This window comes from Psychrobacter coccoides, from assembly GCF_017498085.1.
GTDB lineage: Bacteria > Pseudomonadota > Gammaproteobacteria > Pseudomonadales > Moraxellaceae > Psychrobacter > Psychrobacter coccoides.
In genome coordinates, this window is the sequence record NZ_JAGBKM010000015.1 from 73663 (window position 1) to 89438 (window position 15776).

Genomic DNA, 15776 nt, shown 5'->3' on the forward strand with positions numbered 1-15776 from the left:
GCTTATAAAAGGGTTAAACAATAGGCGGTGGATTGGGTTTACCGCTGTCACCATCCCAGTTTTCACGGGCTTTTTCATCGAGATCTTCTGGTGTTTTTGGTTCCCATTTACCGTTTTTTTTCCACGTCTCGTCGCCCCAGTCTTCTTCCTCTTCTCGTTTGTCCCAGTCTTGATAAGCCTTACTCGGATCAATACCACGGCGTTTCATATCTGCTATTTGTTCTTCTAGCGTGTGAAACTGATCAGCATCACGCATCTGCTCTGTCAAAGTATTGAGGTCTTTATTCAAATCATCAAACTTAGAGGTAGTCATAACCTGCTCCTTAACTGTCCAAAGATTGTCATCTAAAAGCTTATCATCTGTATCTGACGATAGGCTTTTGAAGTATTAATCTTATAAATATGCTTATTTATAGTATGTTTTATAAGAGCGATTTTTTTCGCTTACTATCAATTATCCCTACTATAAAGCAGATTAACAACTACAGACACGTATGCTTTGTATTACAAAACGTAGCACAGGTACCATAAAACCTTTAACCTCAGGGCTGAAAGATTATTTTTTATCTTGTAAGGCGATTACGATCCATCTGAGGTCGTATGGTCATTAGATTGGCTTTCTGATAGGTGCTTTTTGGCATAAAAAGTCAACCTCCATAACTCTTGTGATGCTTTCAGCCCACAAGCCGTCAGCTGGATGTAGTTAGCCGCAACCAAAGCACGCTGCAAATTATTGAGGTCGTTATGAAACACTTGATAGCGTGATACCGCATGCACATTTGGCATTTGTTTTTTGATATCTTGCTCCGCATGATTGGCGATCAAACGATTGATACAGACCTGTAAACTGTAACTAGAAAAAGGATTGGAAATCAACGTAAGAGCTTGTAATATCTGCTGCCAACTCAGATGTATGCTCATCTTAATGTCAGTGAGATTACCACCTTCATAAGCTTGCGCCCTGTACCTTATCTCAATAACATCTGACAACACTAATGATTGAGTAGTGTCTTTGGCGGTCGGGTGTTTTTCTGAGGAAGAATGATGCAGCCTCTCATCTTCATTTGCCTCACTATGCTTATGAATATAGGCCCAGCTTGGCTTTAAACCATACTTTTCAACCATTTTGGTATGCAAATCAGGCAAAAGACCAGAGATATCTGTCGTCTCATCATAGTAGTAGACATCGTACGCTTGCTTTTCAACCAACCGAATGAAGTCACGCAACTGCCGGTTTAATTTTTTGTTTTTATTATAGGATTTAATAAGCACCAGCATAGGCTTGAGCTTGGTTCTGGCGTTTAAATAACTCAAATGCAACTGGCTAACGCCATTTTTTTGGGCCGTGCCATAGCTGTCGCCAATGATAGCTAGGATGTAATCACAAGCATCAACACATTGGCGGCTATATAATGAGGCTTGCGTTGATTTCACTATCGCATCATGAGTCAAAAACGCCGTACCTTGAAAACAGATCGCCAAACTATCTAAGACCATCGGCTGCTCGTGAGCGCCGCCGATGACGTGAATGTGATAGCGATGATTTGCCACAGTAACCTCAGTGATGATAAATGGTTAATAACAACCCTAAAGACAGTAGGCGCATTTTAAAACGATGAGAGTCAAAACATGAGACAGGTTATAGTTATTATAGCCAATCTTATAGTGGATAGTCGATTATAGAATAAATGGCTTACTAAGTAACCGCAAGCCAATAAGAAGACTTTATTTAAAGCACATAGTCTACTGCTGCGTTTGTCCCCATTAGGCGTTGTATGATTTCCTTTAGCTGATCACTATAAGCACTGGCATAGAATAATAAAGCATGACGTCTGTCATCATCATGAATGCTTAACTGCTCAGGTAACGCCAAAAGCTGATGCTCAGTCAATAAGGATCGTACACGAGTTGCTACTGCCTGCCCAGAGTCAAGGATTTGAATATTCAATCGCTGCGCTTTTATATCGCTCATCAAAAAGGACTTAAAAAACGGATAATGCGTACAGCCTAATACCAAACAATCGACGTCGGCAGCGGCAAAATCCTGCAACTGCTGCTGTAAGCGCTTTGCAGTCTCAGATGTTTTTGGCATACCAGCTTCGACCCACGGCACCAGTTGTGGATCAAAGTATTTGGTGACGGTTATGGCATTAGGGGCAGCGACATCAGTGATGACTTGATTTAGTAAAGCGCCATCTAGCGTGGCCTTGGTGGCTAGTACTGCAACGTGCCCAGTCTTGCTGGCCTGTACCGCCGGTTTTAAGGCAGGGACCAAGCCTACTATTGGCAACTGCGGATAACAACGACGCGCTGCTTCTAATGCATAAGCAGAAGCACTGTTACAGGCAATCACGATAAGTTTGCAGCCGTTTTGATATAGCCACTCTACCGCCCGTAAGGTCAACGCTTCAATGTTTTTGCCATCACGATTGCCATAGGGTACATGCAAAGTGTCTGCATAATACATGTAACGCTCGGCAGGGAGCTGCGCTGCTAAGTGTTTGTAGACGGACAGCCCGCCTACGCCTGAGTCAAACAGACCTATCGGGGCGCTGCTGTTTTTGTTACCTAGATATAAGTCAGCGCTTATCTGATCAGTAGATGGCAATTTAGTGGCGACACTCACAGTAGCACCCATAGCTGGTCATCGCCATCTCTACAGAGCCGGTGGGTTAAAGAGTGAAGTAAGTATCTCAGGTATATAGTCACAGTCTGTTGCCATGTTATTTAAATAAAAAAATACAGCAGTAGAGCACTTTCTTTGCGTCGTACTACTGTTCAGTATTCTGGGTAATCGCAATCACTCTAGCGCTCATAAAATCCTAATGGTATCAGTAAAACCTTTCAAGGTTAGAATGCGTTAAGTGCTTTTATACCGGCATTGCAACCTCATAAGAGCGACCACCACTTTGCAATGTTAATATAGTATCGCCGTTTTTCTCTGTCAATTCACCAATTTCAGTCAAATGATAAAAGGCGTTGCGACCTATGAGCGCCTCCAAACCATTACGAACCAACATATAAGGACGGATTTGCACCTCGTTTGCGTCATCGGTGACTCGGTCTTCGCTAAGATCAGCAGCATGAAAAGCGCGCAACTCGATTGAGTGTGCCTCATCTAATCGCACCACATCACCTGTTGTGGTCGTAAACTCAAGCCAGTTTACGCCATCCTCTACCACGATACCGACATCATTAATCAAAAGCGGCACATCTTCGACTTGAATACGTATTTTCTGTACCGGTGTCTTTAAGTAATACTCAGTCACACCATCTGCTTTTTCTTTCCATAATATGGTTGCAAACAAGCTGACTAATGACTGTCTAGTCATTAGCCCACCTTCGTGCCACCATTCTCCGTTTGCTTTTATGACCAAATCCATCTCATCGATTTGTTCTGGATGCCATTTCTCAAGTGGTGGTATCGCACGTCCTTGGCGCTCGCTTGCATGCTCTTTCAAGTATTGGCTCAAGCTCTCTATATCACTCAAATCCTGCATGACTTTAGGGTCACTCTTTGCGACATTACTATCGTCACCCTTATCATTATTGGTGTTACTTTTCATACCTATGTCTCCTAGTATTATTTAAAGTATGGTGATGACAGCATTACTATTAATTTTAGTTTCAGGTATGATAAAGCACTATAGACTTTACATACTCATCATATTAACCTTACCTTAGCACTGATACCTGCAAATGCGTATCGTGTTTGTAGGACTTTTCTTTTATAATGAGTAACTATTTTTATTAAAATGATGGTCTTACCTCATTTTCATGGTTTTTTAGATGTTAATTATGGATATAAATCCAATGGCAATGTTGTCAACTGATGCCGCAAAGCCAGTTTTATCGGGCAGCCATATATGTTTGAGACACTATGTTGTTGCAAGCCTTATTATTTAATTGCAAATCGTATTGTGCCCAAAGATAAGCCACTAAAAGTTCAGGAGTAGGTATGCAAGAGCAAGATAAGCAAACACCAGTCGTTGATGCAGATAACATCAATACTGATGCACCAGTCACTATAGATACATCTAAGGCAGAGCAAACAGAACCCACTCAAGACATTGCCGTTGACGAAGCGCCTGTTGAGCAAATGCCTGAGCCTGCCGAGCCTGAAGTTGAAAGGGAGTCCATGGAGTTTGATGTTATTGTCGTGGGTGGTGGACCTGCTGGCCTGTCTACGGCTATTCGCTTACGTCAGTTGGCGATAGAAGCGGGCAATGACGAGTTTATGGTCTGTGTGGTCGAAAAAGGTTCTGAGTTTGGTGCGCACACGCTATCCGGCGCCGTCATCGAGCCACGGGCTTTGGATGAGCTGATACCAGACTGGAAAGCCAAAGACGCTCCTTTAAACGTGCCTGCGACAGAAGACCGTGTTTATATGCTTGGCTCTGCGACCAAATCAACCAAGCTTCCTGATTCAATTGTGCCTGCCAGTATGCACAATGAAGGCAACTATATCGTCTCTCTAGGCAACGTCGTGCGCTGGCTTGCTGAGCAAGCTGAAGAGCTCGAGGTTATGATGTTTCCAGGATTCTCAGCCTCTGATATCCTCTATAATGACGATGGCTCCGTTAAAGGTATCTTAACAGGTGACATGGGTGTGGCAGCTGATGGATCTGAAAAGCCCAGCTATGAGCCTGGATATGAACTACTAGCAAAGTATACTGTCTTTGCTGAAGGTTGCCGTGGCCATTTAGGTAAACGTTTGATTAGTCGCTTTAATCTTGATAAAGACAGTGACCCACAACATTATGGCATCGGTCTGAAAGAGCTTTGGGAAGTGGACCCAGCAAAGCATGAAGAAGGCGTTGTGATGCATGGTTCAGGCTGGCCTTTGACAGACACAGGATCCTCTGGTGGTTGGTGGTTGTACTTTGATGAAAACAACCAAGTGAGCTTTGGTATGGTCATCGACTTATCTTATTCCAACCCTTATATGTCACCATTTGATGAAATGCAGCGTCTCAAACTACATCCAATCATTCGCAACGTTTTAGAAGGTGGTAAGCGTATCTCTTATGGTGCTCGTGCTTTAACGAAAGGTGGCCTCAACTCCCTGCCGAAGTTCACCTTCCCAGGTGGTGTGCTTGTGGGTGATGATGCTGGTTTCTTGAACCCTGCTAAAATCAAAGGGACACATACATCAATGAAGTCAGGCATGCTTGCTGCTGAAGCCATCTTTGAAGCCTTACAAGCAGATCGCCAACACGATGATGTCGTTGCCTATAGCACTATGTTTAAAGAGTCATGGCTCTATCAAGACAATTATGAGGCTCGTAACTTTGCACCATCAATGCATCGTATGGGTCAATGGATGGGTGGTGCATTTAACTTTATCGATCAAAACATTCTTAAAGGTAAAATGCCCTTGACCATTCGTGATAATCAGCATGATTATGACCAATTAGAACGAGCGGCTCACGCTTATCAACCTGATTATCCCAAGCCTGATGGTAAACTGATATTTGATAAACTGTCCTCAGTGTTTATCTCCAATACCAACCACGCTGAAGACCAACCCGATCATTTAAAGCTCACTGACGCTACTGTGCCGATTTCGATTAACCTACCATTGTATGCAGAGCCTGCACGTTTATATTGCCCAGCTGGGGTTTATGAAGTGGTTAAAGATGCAGAAGGTGCCAAGTTTGTCATCAATGCGCAAAACTGTGTGCATTGTAAAACTTGCGATATCAAAGACCCCTCGCAAAATATTACTTGGGTCACGCCAGAAGGCGGCGGCGGTCCCAACTATCCAAATATGTAGGTGCAACAATTAGTGTCGTGCTTGCTGTGTACGCCCCGATATACGGGGCTTTCCGAGCACGGGTGATTTTCATATCAAACACCATGTTAAGGTAAAAGCGGATTACCATCAGTTTGACCCTAAATGGGACGCATATAGTCAGCTGAATGTACAACTGTTATGGATTTAAACGCGCTACTGATATAAATTTTACTTGCGTGCTGCGTACCCAGAGGCTGCGCAACCTATATTTTGAACAGAAAGCATCCCAGTAGCGCTATGACATTTTTAGAGTGTATCGACTATACGCTGAAAAGCTACAACAAATGCGTACGCTTGATTCTATTAAGCATCGTAAACTGTTGAATGCTTTATATGCTGAGCAGCATGGTAGATGGGCATTTTGTCATGGCACATTAACATTGGATGAAACATGGCAAAACCATCACGATAAGATGAGGGGTTATTCGACCAATCTCGAGATAAATAAAAACCGCTCTGAAAATAAGAGCGGTTTTTTTAATGCATATTCGATCAGTAGTTAAGGTCTTAATAAGTAAGCTCAGTCATTCCAGGCATCTCGATTGGCCTCATTTTTAAGCTTCACAAAGTCATCTGGATCAAATTTGATTTGCTCGCCAGTCTTTCCTTCTTTTACCTGACGTTCATAGTCACGTAGTATTCTAAGTGCCACTGGAGACAGCATCAAGATAGCCACTAAGTTAACTAAAGCCATAAGCCCCATGGATAAGTCAGCGAAGTTCCAGATGGACGGTAAGCTTGCAATGGCGCCTATAAACACCATCCCCAAAACCATAAATCTGAACACCATAATCATAAGTTTGGCGTTTTTGCTACCAGAAATAAACTCAAGATTAGACTCACCATAGCTATAGTTGGCAATGATAGAAGTAAAGGAGAAAAAGAAAATCGCAATCGCCACGAAGATAACACCTAAATCACCAACATATTGTGACAACGCCAATTGCGTAAGCTGGATACCCTCTTGCTCGACATTAGGGTCGACCACTCCAGATAAGATGATGATTGCAGCTGTCGCTGTACATATCACTAACGTATCCATAAACACGCCCAACATCTGCATAAACCCTTGCACTGCTGGATGATCGGGATGACTCTTGGCTGTTGCAGCTGCGTTTGGGGCAGAGCCCATACCCGCTTCGTTCGAAAACAGACCACGTTTAATACCGTTAATCATTGCTTGCGCAATACCATAACCAATAACGCCGCCTGCTGCTTGCTCAAAACCAAAAGCTGACTTTACAATCAATGCTATCGCTGCTGGAAACTGAGTAAAGTTAGTGACGATAATAAACAACGCCAATAAAATATACAAAATAGCCATGATAGGCACGATCTTACCAGCGATACGTGCTACTGAGCGCAACCCACCAAATACAACAGGTGCTACTAAGGCCACTAAGACCACTCCTGTAATCCATGTTGGAATACCAAAAGCTTCACTCGTCGCCTGTGCAATGGTGTTCGACTGCACACCGTTGAACGCTAGGCCAAAAGCAATCAACAAACAAATCGAAAAAAATATCGCAAGCCAGCGCTTACCCAAACCTCTTTCAATGTAATATGCTGGCCCACCGCGATAGACATTATCTGTATGGGGCACTTTATAGGCTTGAGCAAGCGTCGACTCGATAAAGCTAGTCGACATACCGACTATCGCTGTCATCCACATCCAAAACACAGCACCAGGACCGCCAAGATAAATGGCAATGGCCACCCCTGCCAAATTACCTGTGCCAACACGTGCAGCAAGGGACGTCATAAGTGCTTCAAAAGAGCTAATTCCACCATCCTTGCGTCCTTGATTAGAAACACGCAGTAGCTTCCACATGTGTCCAAAGTGGCGAAATTGCATAAAGCGTGTCACCACAGTAAAGTAGAGACCAGCACCAATGAGTAAGAACATCAATAGCCCATACCATGGATTGCTCGCAATCAACCAATCATTATTCCCCCAAATAATACTCACACCATAGTTTACGATGCTATTAAACCAACCTACTATGCCGCCCTCGCCCATATCATCACCTTCGATTGCTATATGACACCATTATAGATGTCTGTTTTTATTGATAACGGTTCTGTACGTTGGGTATTTTAACCTAACACATCACCTTTTGTACTTTCGTGTCTCTGAGTCAGTTATTAATAATATCAAGTTTCGCCAGCATTCTAGTATCGTACCCTAACAATTGTCAGTTATACAACCAACCTAATTGTCATTATACGGATGTACTGACTATATCTTTAGATAAAAATCTATGTACAAAATACGCGCTTTAGAATAACATCAATACCTGAAGGGATATTTAGCGTATAATGATTGTACTTGAACCATTTTTATAGGCTAAAAGGCTTTAATTTTTGTATATACATCATTAATTAAACAATTAGTTACAGTAAGTAATTTTAAATTAATTATTGTTAATTCTGCAAAAATTGTATATATTCCCTATTAGTTTATAACTGTTGAGTCTCTTAAGCGAATATTTATAGAAAGTGACAGAGAATCAGTAGCTATTGACGTTATGAACAGTCACTTAATTTATACTATGATTAAAAACCTTTGGCAGGAAGGCCGTAGAATAAAAACAACGGAACGTTATCCCCTATCGACTCTTCATTAGCACTATCTGCCAATCTGTATTTTAATTTTAGTCATGTGATATACAACTCGTAATTACCGTTTTAGCGCTCATAAATATAATAATAAAGTGTGGAATGAATAAACGGGTGTTGACCATAAGTTTTAAAAGCAGTTGTCGTACATTGTATATTTCTCCGTATCATTTTACGCCCTGTTTTTTATTGTGTTTTTTAGTAGTACCGAGTGCCTTGCTGCTCACTTTTAAGGGATAAGATTTGGTCTCGTTATAAAGTTAAGCACATTTCACTCGCTTTAGTAACTTTGATCATTGATGCTAGTTGATCATTATGTTTTAGTTGTCTATACCGTATGACTCTGCTATTACGATATAAACCATACTGCTCTATGCGGTATACGCTAAACCAAAATGACTTGTTAGGATACAGTCATTGATCTTGTATTTTTGTCAGGCAAAAGGAGTTGTCCTATGGAGAACCACAACGATCCATCCGGTTATTGGCGTGCCAATGTCCGTCTCATCTTAGGCAGCCTAGTTATCTGGGCGCTATGTTCTTATGGCTTCGCTATTCTACTACGTCCCTTATTATCAGGTATCAAATTTGGTGGTGCTGATTTGGGCTTTTGGTTCGCCCAGCAGGGGTCTATTGCAATCTTTATCATATTAATTTTCTTCTACGCATGGCGTATGAATAAGTTAGATAAACAATACGGCGTAGACGAGGAATAGACCATGAGTCAGTATATTATTAATATTATTTTTGTAGGGGCCTCTTTTGCGCTGTACTTCGGTATCGCTATTTGGGCTCGTGCTGGAACTACCAGTGAGTTTTACGTAGCAGGCGGCGGTGTCCACCCTGTCGTCAATGGTATGGCAACAGCGGCTGACTGGATGAGTGCCGCTTCCTTTATTTCCATGGCAGGTCTGATTGCAGCAGGCGGTTACGGTGCCTCGACTTACCTAATGGGCTGGACAGGCGGTTATGTACTCCTAGCCATGTTACTTGCTCCATACTTACGTAAGTTCGGTAAGTTTACGGTTCCAGATTTTATTGCCGATCGCTTCTACTCTAAAACTGCGGCTATGATTGCAGTGGTCTGTTTGATTGTTGCTTCCACTACTTATGTTATCGGTCAGATGACAGGTGCTGGTGTTGCTTTCTCTCGCTTCTTAGAAGTCGAAAATGACACAGGTCTAATTATTGCAGCTGTGGTTGTATTTTTCTATGCGGTACTAGGTGGTATGAAAGGGATTACGTACACGCAGGTTGCGCAGTATGTGGTTCTGATGATTGCCTATACCATTCCAGCAGTCTTTATCTCACTTGAGCTAACGGGCAACCCTATTCCAGGCTTAGGCTTGTTTTCGACTCATGTTGATTCAGGCATCCCTCTATTAACTAAGCTTGATCAAATCGTTGTCGACTTGGGCTTTAGTGCTTATACCGCTGACGTACCCAACAAGCTCAACATGGTTCTGTTTACCTTATCACTGATGATTGGTACTGCAGGCCTACCACACGTTATTATTCGTTTCTTCACGGTTCCAAAAGTTGCTGATGCTCGTTGGACAGCAGGTTGGACGTTGGTATTTATTTCCTTATTATATTTCACTGCCCCTGCAGTTGGTGCTATGGCACGTCTAAACTTAAACGACACCATCTATCCACAAGGTGTGGATCAACCTGCACTTGAGTATGATCAACGTCCTGATTGGATGCGTACATGGGAGGACACTGGTCTTATCAAGTACAATGATCTAAATAACGATGGCCGTATTCAAAGATATTTCGATAGCGGGCTTGGTGATGCGAGGCTTGCATTGGCGACAGCTGAAGCCGAAGGTGGTGATGTTGCCGCTGCTGAAGCTGCTGTAGCAAAAGCACAAGCTGCTCATGATCTAGAGCTTGATGGCCGCTTTGCTGATGCTGGTTGGGAAGGTAACGAACTTTATGTCAATAACGATATTATTGTTTTGGCCAATCCAGAGATTGCACAGCTTCCACCATGGGTCATTGGTCTGATTGCCGCTGGTGGCCTAGCCGCAGCTCTATCAACCGCAGCTGGACTACTACTTGCGATTTCATCAGCCATCAGTCATGATTTGATTAAGCGTAATCTTAATCCTAACATCACGGATAAAGGTGAATTACAAGTAGCGCGTATTTCTATGGCGGTTGCCATTGTCGTGGCGACTTGGCTCGGACTAAACCCACCTGGGTTTGCCGCACAGGTAGTGGCCTTAGCCTTTGGTATCGCTGGAGCATCCTTGTTCCCAGCATTGATGATGGGTATTTTCTCCAAGCGTATTAATAACCTAGGCGCCATTTGTGGCATGCTGACAGGTCTACTCACTACTTTGGTTTATATCTTTGTCTTTAAAGGTTGGTTCTTCATCAGTGGTACAGCCAACTTCCCTGATACTGCTGAGTACTGGTTGTTTGGTATCTCACCATTATCATTTGGTGCTATTGGTGCCATACTTAACTTTGCTGTAGCCTTTATTGTGTCTTACTCTACCAAAGCTCCACCATTACATATTCAAGAGCTTGTAGAGAGTGTCCGCTCTCCTCGTGGTGCTGGCGGTGCAATCGACCACTAAGCTGTTGCATAAAAAGTAATGTCTATTTGTTATATTATCTATCACTCACAGGCAGTTGCTGCTTGTGAGTGATTTTTTATTGCGCTTCTAAAAAACTAGTTTGTTATTTATGCTTATCGTATTAAGGAAGATTTTATGCTTTTTGAGTTTATCGCAACCATAGCAGCTGCCTTTGGTATGGCTGGGTTAGCACTTGTCATAACTCATCTCAGTAAACTGGCCGGTAAACGTGCGCCAAGATGGTTAGTGCCTTTATTTGCTGCTATTGGTATTTTTGGTTTTCAGATTCATCAGGAGTACAACTGGTATCAGCAACAGGTGGCAAAACTCCCCGAAGGGGTTGAGGTTGTAAAAACTGCCGAAAGTGTGGTTTGGTTTCGTCCATGGTCATACCTTAAACCACAGGTACTACGCTTTATTGCTGCAGATATAGGCAATGCCGTACCGCAAGTCGACAACCCAAATATTCATTTAGTGAATTTGTATCTATTTGAGAGACGTAGAAGTGTGCAGCAAATGCCGCAAGTCATCGATTGTAAAGCACCCGCCCGTGCCGACTATGTCATACCAGAGGCAAACAGCACATTGACAATCGACGAGCATGTCAAGAAAACAACGATGTGGCGACCACTAGAAAAAAACGACCCATTATTTATCAGCATCTGTAATGAGACTTAAGGAGCTGAGCGCTTAAAAATACTGAAGTTAATAAGTGTACTCGTGTTTTGAGTTTGCTCCTATGATTAAACCGGCGCATAGACCACCAAAGTGCGCCGCAAACGAAATCCCTTGTTGTGGCATCAAACCTTGCTTAATAATCAGCCAGTAGCCAGCTCCCATCACGATACAAGCCAGCAAGTAACCCCAACGCCGAGCAAATAAGGCCCCGCCAATCATAAAGCCAATCATAGCAAAACAAAGCCCTGATGCGCCTATATGAATAGACAATGGCGACCCTATTAACCAAGTCACTGCTCCAGAGGCAACTATAAGCACCATCACTGTGCGATACGCATTATTTTCAAACAAGCCAAATAAAAATAAGATTTGTAATAATGTTAATGTATTACCGAGCAAATGAGCAAAGTTACCGTGCATCGTCCATGAGGCAAATACTCCAACCATACTACCTATATCAAAGGTACGAGGCACGATACCAAAGATATTCCATAATCCAAACAGTGCCACTTCATTTAGAAAAAACATACCCCACATCGGTATGAGCACAAAAGCATATAAACCGATGACCTGTCTGATCCGAATGATTACCAATGTTAATATCTGCTGCCACCTCATCACTCATGTCTACCTTTTATTATATAGTCGATTCGTTTTAAAAATCATATAATGCTGCTGCGATGCTTTATTTTTAAATACAGTTGCGCAGCCTCTGTGATGACAGCACGCCAGTAACACTTATACCAACAGCGCCTCTAAACTGATAACAATTTTACTCTGAATGAATTATATCTAATGCATTCTGACCCTAGCGACTTGTAGAAAACACTGGCTGCTTAGTGGCTGTAAAAGACAACGAAGACACATCTTCTTCAAAACCCAGATAACGATCGTTATATAGTAAGGATTTAGAATGATAAGGTACTAATGCACTGGGGATAAAGCTACGAGCAGCATCAATATGTTTAATAGAATCATCAAAGAAAATATGAGGTGCAAAGGTTTTAAGTACGGCTGTTTTTTCTAGTCCTCCCAAGAAAAACGCCATATCTACGTCTACGCCCCACTCCCTCAATGTTTTAATCGCTCGCAGCTCAGCAGGTGCATTACGCGCAGTTACCAAAGCGATTTGTATCGGACTGTGCTGTAATTTGGCTGGTAAACGCTCCTGCAAGCTTGACAACTTAATCAGCAGCTCAGCATAAGGCCCTTTTTTTATTGGTAAGTCATGCATTTTTTCTTCACGATCATGAAAGGCTCGTAGTCCTTTTTGCTTATAGAGCAACTCACCTGAATCATCGAATAACACGGCATCACCATCAAAGGCGATGCGTAATTGATCAGTATCAAGCTCGTAGGTATTGACAGGTGTCGCATCGAGTATGGCACAAGCACAAATATTGGCATCAGCAACTTGCTGGGCGTCCTCACGATTGGTGGTCAAAAACAAATCCACATTAAAGTCATTAATATAAGGCGCAACAGGACTTCCTGAAATAAAGGCTGACCGAGAGATATTGAGCCCATGCGCACGTATGGCATTTAATACTTGAATACCAGTATCAGGACTGCTCTTGGATACGATAACAACTTCGATTAAAGGCGCTTCGATATCTGAATCTTTATCTATAGCATTATCGCAGTATTTATTGAGGTTTAGTAGAGCCTGAATCAGAGGGTAACCCGCACCAATAGCCAACGAGTCATTTTCACGCTCTGCCATGTAATCACGGAATTCTTTAATAGCTGTATTAGGCCGCTGCTTTAGTAAATACAAGAGATGATTTTCAGACTCTGATAAATCAAATAATGCAGTGGCTGAAACGGCTACAATCAAAGTATTGCTAAAATCAACTGCCATGGCTGTCTCTACTTACAAAGTTAGATATATGGACATTAAAGCCCATCATTTTACTATCCTTTATAAGGATTCGAAAGATTATAGCGATACAATAAGACTCTTCAGCAGAATAGGCACTGAGGATTAAAGAAGCGCTTAACGAACGTAATAGTATTATATATGGTCGAAACCTGTTTAAAGCGCTACTGTGGTTCTTTCTTCTATATATGAACTACGCCGCCTATGATAATGCAGCATGTAAGCCAATGTTATAGCGGTGCTATAGTGATCTAAGCATGTCAATCTTACTTTGACTATACCAAGATGTTTATAACTGTGGCTTTAGAGCAGTGTTCTGATTATGAAAAAATTCAGACAGTTTTTGATAATGGTACAAAAAAGCCATGCTGTCTCACAACATGGCTCTTTTCATATAACACCAGCGAATACCCTATCCCCCCAGCAGTCCTAGCGAGATCACCGGGAAAGCGATTAGGATTGCCAATCTGACAAAGTCAGAGACAATAAAAGGCGCTACCCCCCTAAACATCTCCGACAGCTTAATATGCGGTGCCACCGCCTTAATCACAAAGATATTCATCCCCATCGGCGGCGTGATCAGACCCAGCTCTACCGTAAGTACCGCAATGATACCAAACCAGATCGGATCAAAGCCCAAGGCTAGAATGATGGGGAACACCACTGGAATGGTAATCACCAACATGGCGAGCGCATCCATAAACAGACCAAGCAGGAAGTACATCAGCAAGATGGCCAGCAGAACGATCATCGGACTGACGGCCAAACCACCAATCCAAGTGGCTAACGAATAAGACAGTCTGGAGACTGAGATAAAGTAGCCTAAAGCTTCAGCACCCAGTAGCATAAAGAACACCACAGCAGACAGAGCTAGGGTCTCAATCAGTGACTGTTTCAGTCCTCTCATACGCATGCCTTTGGCAGCAGCATACGCCCAAGAGGCAAAGGCACCGACAGCGGCCCCTTCGGTTGGGGTAAACAGGCCAAAGAAGATACCGGCAATGATCAGAACAAAGATAAAGCCAAAGGGGATGAGTCCGGTTAGGGACAGCAGTTTGTCTTTCCAGGGGGTCTTCTCGCCGCGCGGGGCGAGGTGCGGTTTCCAGCGTACCATGATCATGACGGTCAAGGAGTACATGACCATGCCAAGGATGCCAGGCAGAAAGCCGGCGATAAACATGTCACCGACTGATTGTTCGGTGAGGATGGCGTAGACCAGTAAGGCGATGCTGGGCGGGATCATGATGCCAAGGGTACCACCAGCGGCGAGGATGCCGCAGGCAAAGCCGGGTTTGTAGCCGTATTTCTCCATTTGCGGTAAGGCGACACGGGTCATGGTGGAGGCGGTGGCAAGGGAGGAGCCTGAGATGGAGGCGAAGATGCCTGAGGATCCGATGCCGGCGATGCCAAGACTGCCTCTGACGCCGCCAAAGATGGTGCGGGTGGCGTCAAAGAGTTTGGCGGCCATGCCTGAGTGGGTGGCAAAGACGCCCATTAAAATGAATAGTGGGATGGCGCTGAAGTCATACTTGGCTAAGACGTCGACTGGGAGGTCTTTGAGCATTTGTAGGGCCCCGTCTGAGCTGGTGACGGCGCCAAAGCCGACGAGGCCGACGCCGAGCATGGCGAGGGCGACGGGGACTCTGACGACGACCAGTATGATCATGATGAGTAAGCCGATGGCTCCGATTATTTCTGGGCTCATGCGCCTGCCTCCTCGGCGTCAAAGAATTCGCCTGTTCTAAAGATGTTGATGGATTCGATGAGTGAGCGGATGGCCAGTAGTAGGCTGAGTGCTGCGCTGATCAGGTAGATGGGCATCATGGAGAGTCTGAGGTCTTGGGTGACTTTGCCAAATTCGATGGCGTCTAGGGCGCTTTCGTATAACCCCCAGGTGAAGACGAGGCCGATAAAGAAGAAGCCCATCATGAAGATGCCCATCATGTAGCCTTTGATGGCTTTGGGCATCTTTTGGGTGAAGACGTCGACGATGATTTGTGAGCGCTCGACATAGGCGGCAAAGGCGGCCAGTAGGGCGAAGAGCATGAAGTAGGAGACGATCTCGACGCTGCCTTTGACGGTGAAGCCCATGTCGCCGCCGGTGAGTTTGAAGATGTAGCGGGCGCCGACGTCAAGGATGGTGACGAGGACGATGATCACTAGGCTGATGCCGCCGATAAACTGACACAGCCTGGAGATGAGGGTGCTGAGTTTG

Annotated in this window: 13 protein-coding genes; 4 read left to right on the forward strand and 9 right to left on the reverse strand. The window is 43.7% G+C overall.

Features of this window, described 5'->3' with window-relative positions; genetic code table 11:
- Nucleotides 1–13: 13 nt before the first annotated feature.
- The 4 genes from J3492_RS09015 to J3492_RS09030 form a co-directional block, all read right to left on the reverse strand.
- Nucleotides 14–256 carry a hypothetical protein gene (locus tag J3492_RS09015; RefSeq protein WP_424108395.1) on the reverse strand — a complete coding sequence of 81 codons (243 nt, stop codon included), beginning with the start codon at nucleotides 254–256 and terminating at the stop codon, nucleotides 14–16.
- A gap of 323 nt (nucleotides 257–579) precedes the next feature.
- On the reverse strand, nucleotides 580–1551 hold the full coding sequence (locus J3492_RS09020; protein ID WP_207991726.1) for a DUF4062 domain-containing protein: 972 nt from the start codon (nucleotides 1549–1551) through the stop codon (nucleotides 580–582).
- A 178-nt stretch (nucleotides 1552–1729) separates the two neighbouring features.
- Nucleotides 1730–2638 carry a glutamate racemase gene (gene murI / locus J3492_RS09025; protein WP_207991727.1) on the reverse strand — a complete coding sequence of 303 codons (909 nt, stop codon included), beginning with the start codon at nucleotides 2636–2638 and terminating at the stop codon, nucleotides 1730–1732.
- A 232-nt stretch (nucleotides 2639–2870) separates the two neighbouring features.
- Nucleotides 2871–3566 carry a DUF1285 domain-containing protein gene (locus tag J3492_RS09030; protein ID WP_207991728.1) on the reverse strand — a complete coding sequence of 232 codons (696 nt, stop codon included), beginning with the start codon at nucleotides 3564–3566 and terminating at the stop codon, nucleotides 2871–2873.
- 533 nt (nucleotides 3567–4099) lie between these two features.
- On the opposite strand from J3492_RS09030, the gene J3492_RS09035 reads away from it, so the two are divergent.
- Nucleotides 4100–5776, forward strand: a complete 1677-nt coding sequence (locus J3492_RS09035) for an electron transfer flavoprotein-ubiquinone oxidoreductase (RefSeq protein WP_243453194.1) — start codon at nucleotides 4100–4102, stop codon at nucleotides 5774–5776.
- 541 nt (nucleotides 5777–6317) lie between these two features.
- On the opposite strand, the gene J3492_RS09040 is transcribed toward J3492_RS09035, so the two are convergent.
- A complete protein-coding gene (locus J3492_RS09040; RefSeq protein ID WP_207991730.1) occupies nucleotides 6318–7817 on the reverse strand; it encodes an alanine/glycine:cation symporter family protein in 1500 nt (499 codons plus the stop codon).
- A 1054-nt stretch (nucleotides 7818–8871) separates the two neighbouring features.
- Between J3492_RS09040 and J3492_RS09045 the strand changes: the two genes are divergently transcribed.
- The 3 genes from J3492_RS09045 to J3492_RS09055 all read left to right on the forward strand — a co-directional run bounded on the left by J3492_RS09045 (nucleotide 8872) and on the right by J3492_RS09055 (nucleotide 11682).
- Nucleotides 8872–9132, forward strand: coding sequence for a DUF4212 domain-containing protein (locus J3492_RS09045; protein WP_207991731.1), 261 nt, complete (start codon nucleotides 8872–8874; stop codon nucleotides 9130–9132).
- A 3-nt stretch (nucleotides 9133–9135) separates the two neighbouring features.
- The gene (locus J3492_RS09050; RefSeq protein WP_207991732.1) at nucleotides 9136–11004 is read left to right on the forward strand and encodes a sodium:solute symporter family protein; all 1869 of its coding nucleotides are present in this window, start codon (nucleotides 9136–9138) and stop codon (nucleotides 11002–11004) included.
- 135 nt (nucleotides 11005–11139) lie between these two features.
- Nucleotides 11140–11682, forward strand: coding sequence for a hypothetical protein (locus J3492_RS09055; protein ID WP_207991733.1), 543 nt, complete (start codon nucleotides 11140–11142; stop codon nucleotides 11680–11682).
- Nucleotides 11683–11709: 27 nt separating this feature from the next.
- Here J3492_RS09055 and J3492_RS09060 read toward each other — a convergent pair whose 3' ends face one another.
- From J3492_RS09060 to J3492_RS09075, 4 genes are all read right to left on the reverse strand, one after another.
- Nucleotides 11710–12300: a rhomboid family intramembrane serine protease gene (locus J3492_RS09060; RefSeq protein ID WP_207991734.1), complete on the reverse strand. Its 591-nt coding sequence runs from the start codon at nucleotides 12298–12300 to the stop codon at nucleotides 11710–11712.
- A 190-nt stretch (nucleotides 12301–12490) separates the two neighbouring features.
- Nucleotides 12491–13543, reverse strand: a complete 1053-nt coding sequence (locus J3492_RS09065) for a 5'-nucleotidase (RefSeq protein ID WP_207991735.1) — start codon at nucleotides 13541–13543, stop codon at nucleotides 12491–12493.
- A 430-nt stretch (nucleotides 13544–13973) separates the two neighbouring features.
- Complete coding sequence (locus tag J3492_RS09070; protein WP_207991736.1) at nucleotides 13974–15266, reverse strand: TRAP transporter large permease; 1293 nt, start codon at nucleotides 15264–15266, stop codon at nucleotides 13974–13976.
- On the reverse strand, nucleotides 15263–15776 hold a 514-nt coding region (locus tag J3492_RS09075), incomplete at its 5' end, for a TRAP transporter small permease (RefSeq protein WP_207991737.1). The genes J3492_RS09070 and J3492_RS09075, both read right to left, overlap by 4 nt.

Coding starts and splice junctions, on each gene's coding strand:
- J3492_RS09050 (WP_207991732.1), top strand. CDS start 9,136: ATGAGTCAGTATATTATTAATATTATTTTTGTAGGGGCCTCTTTTGCG.
- J3492_RS09070 (WP_207991736.1), bottom strand. CDS start 15,266: ATGAGCCCAGAAATAATCGGAGCCATCGGCTTACTCATCATGATCATA.
- J3492_RS09060 (WP_207991734.1), bottom strand. CDS start 12,300: ATGAGGTGGCAGCAGATATTAACATTGGTAATCATTCGGATCAGACAG.
- J3492_RS09040 (WP_207991730.1), bottom strand. CDS start 7,817: ATGGGCGAGGGCGGCATAGTAGGTTGGTTTAATAGCATCGTAAACTAT.
- J3492_RS09065 (WP_207991735.1), bottom strand. CDS start 13,543: ATGGCAGTTGATTTTAGCAATACTTTGATTGTAGCCGTTTCAGCCACT.
- J3492_RS09055 (WP_207991733.1), top strand. CDS start 11,140: ATGCTTTTTGAGTTTATCGCAACCATAGCAGCTGCCTTTGGTATGGCT.
- J3492_RS09030 (WP_207991728.1), bottom strand. CDS start 3,566: ATGAAAAGTAACACCAATAATGATAAGGGTGACGATAGTAATGTCGCA.
- J3492_RS09015 (WP_424108395.1), bottom strand. CDS start 256: ATGCGTGATGCTGATCAGTTTCACACGCTAGAAGAACAAATAGCAGAT.
- murI (WP_207991727.1), bottom strand. CDS start 2,638: ATGGGTGCTACTGTGAGTGTCGCCACTAAATTGCCATCTACTGATCAG.
- J3492_RS09035 (WP_243453194.1), top strand. CDS start 4,100: ATGCCTGAGCCTGCCGAGCCTGAAGTTGAAAGGGAGTCCATGGAGTTT.
- J3492_RS09045 (WP_207991731.1), top strand. CDS start 8,872: ATGGAGAACCACAACGATCCATCCGGTTATTGGCGTGCCAATGTCCGT.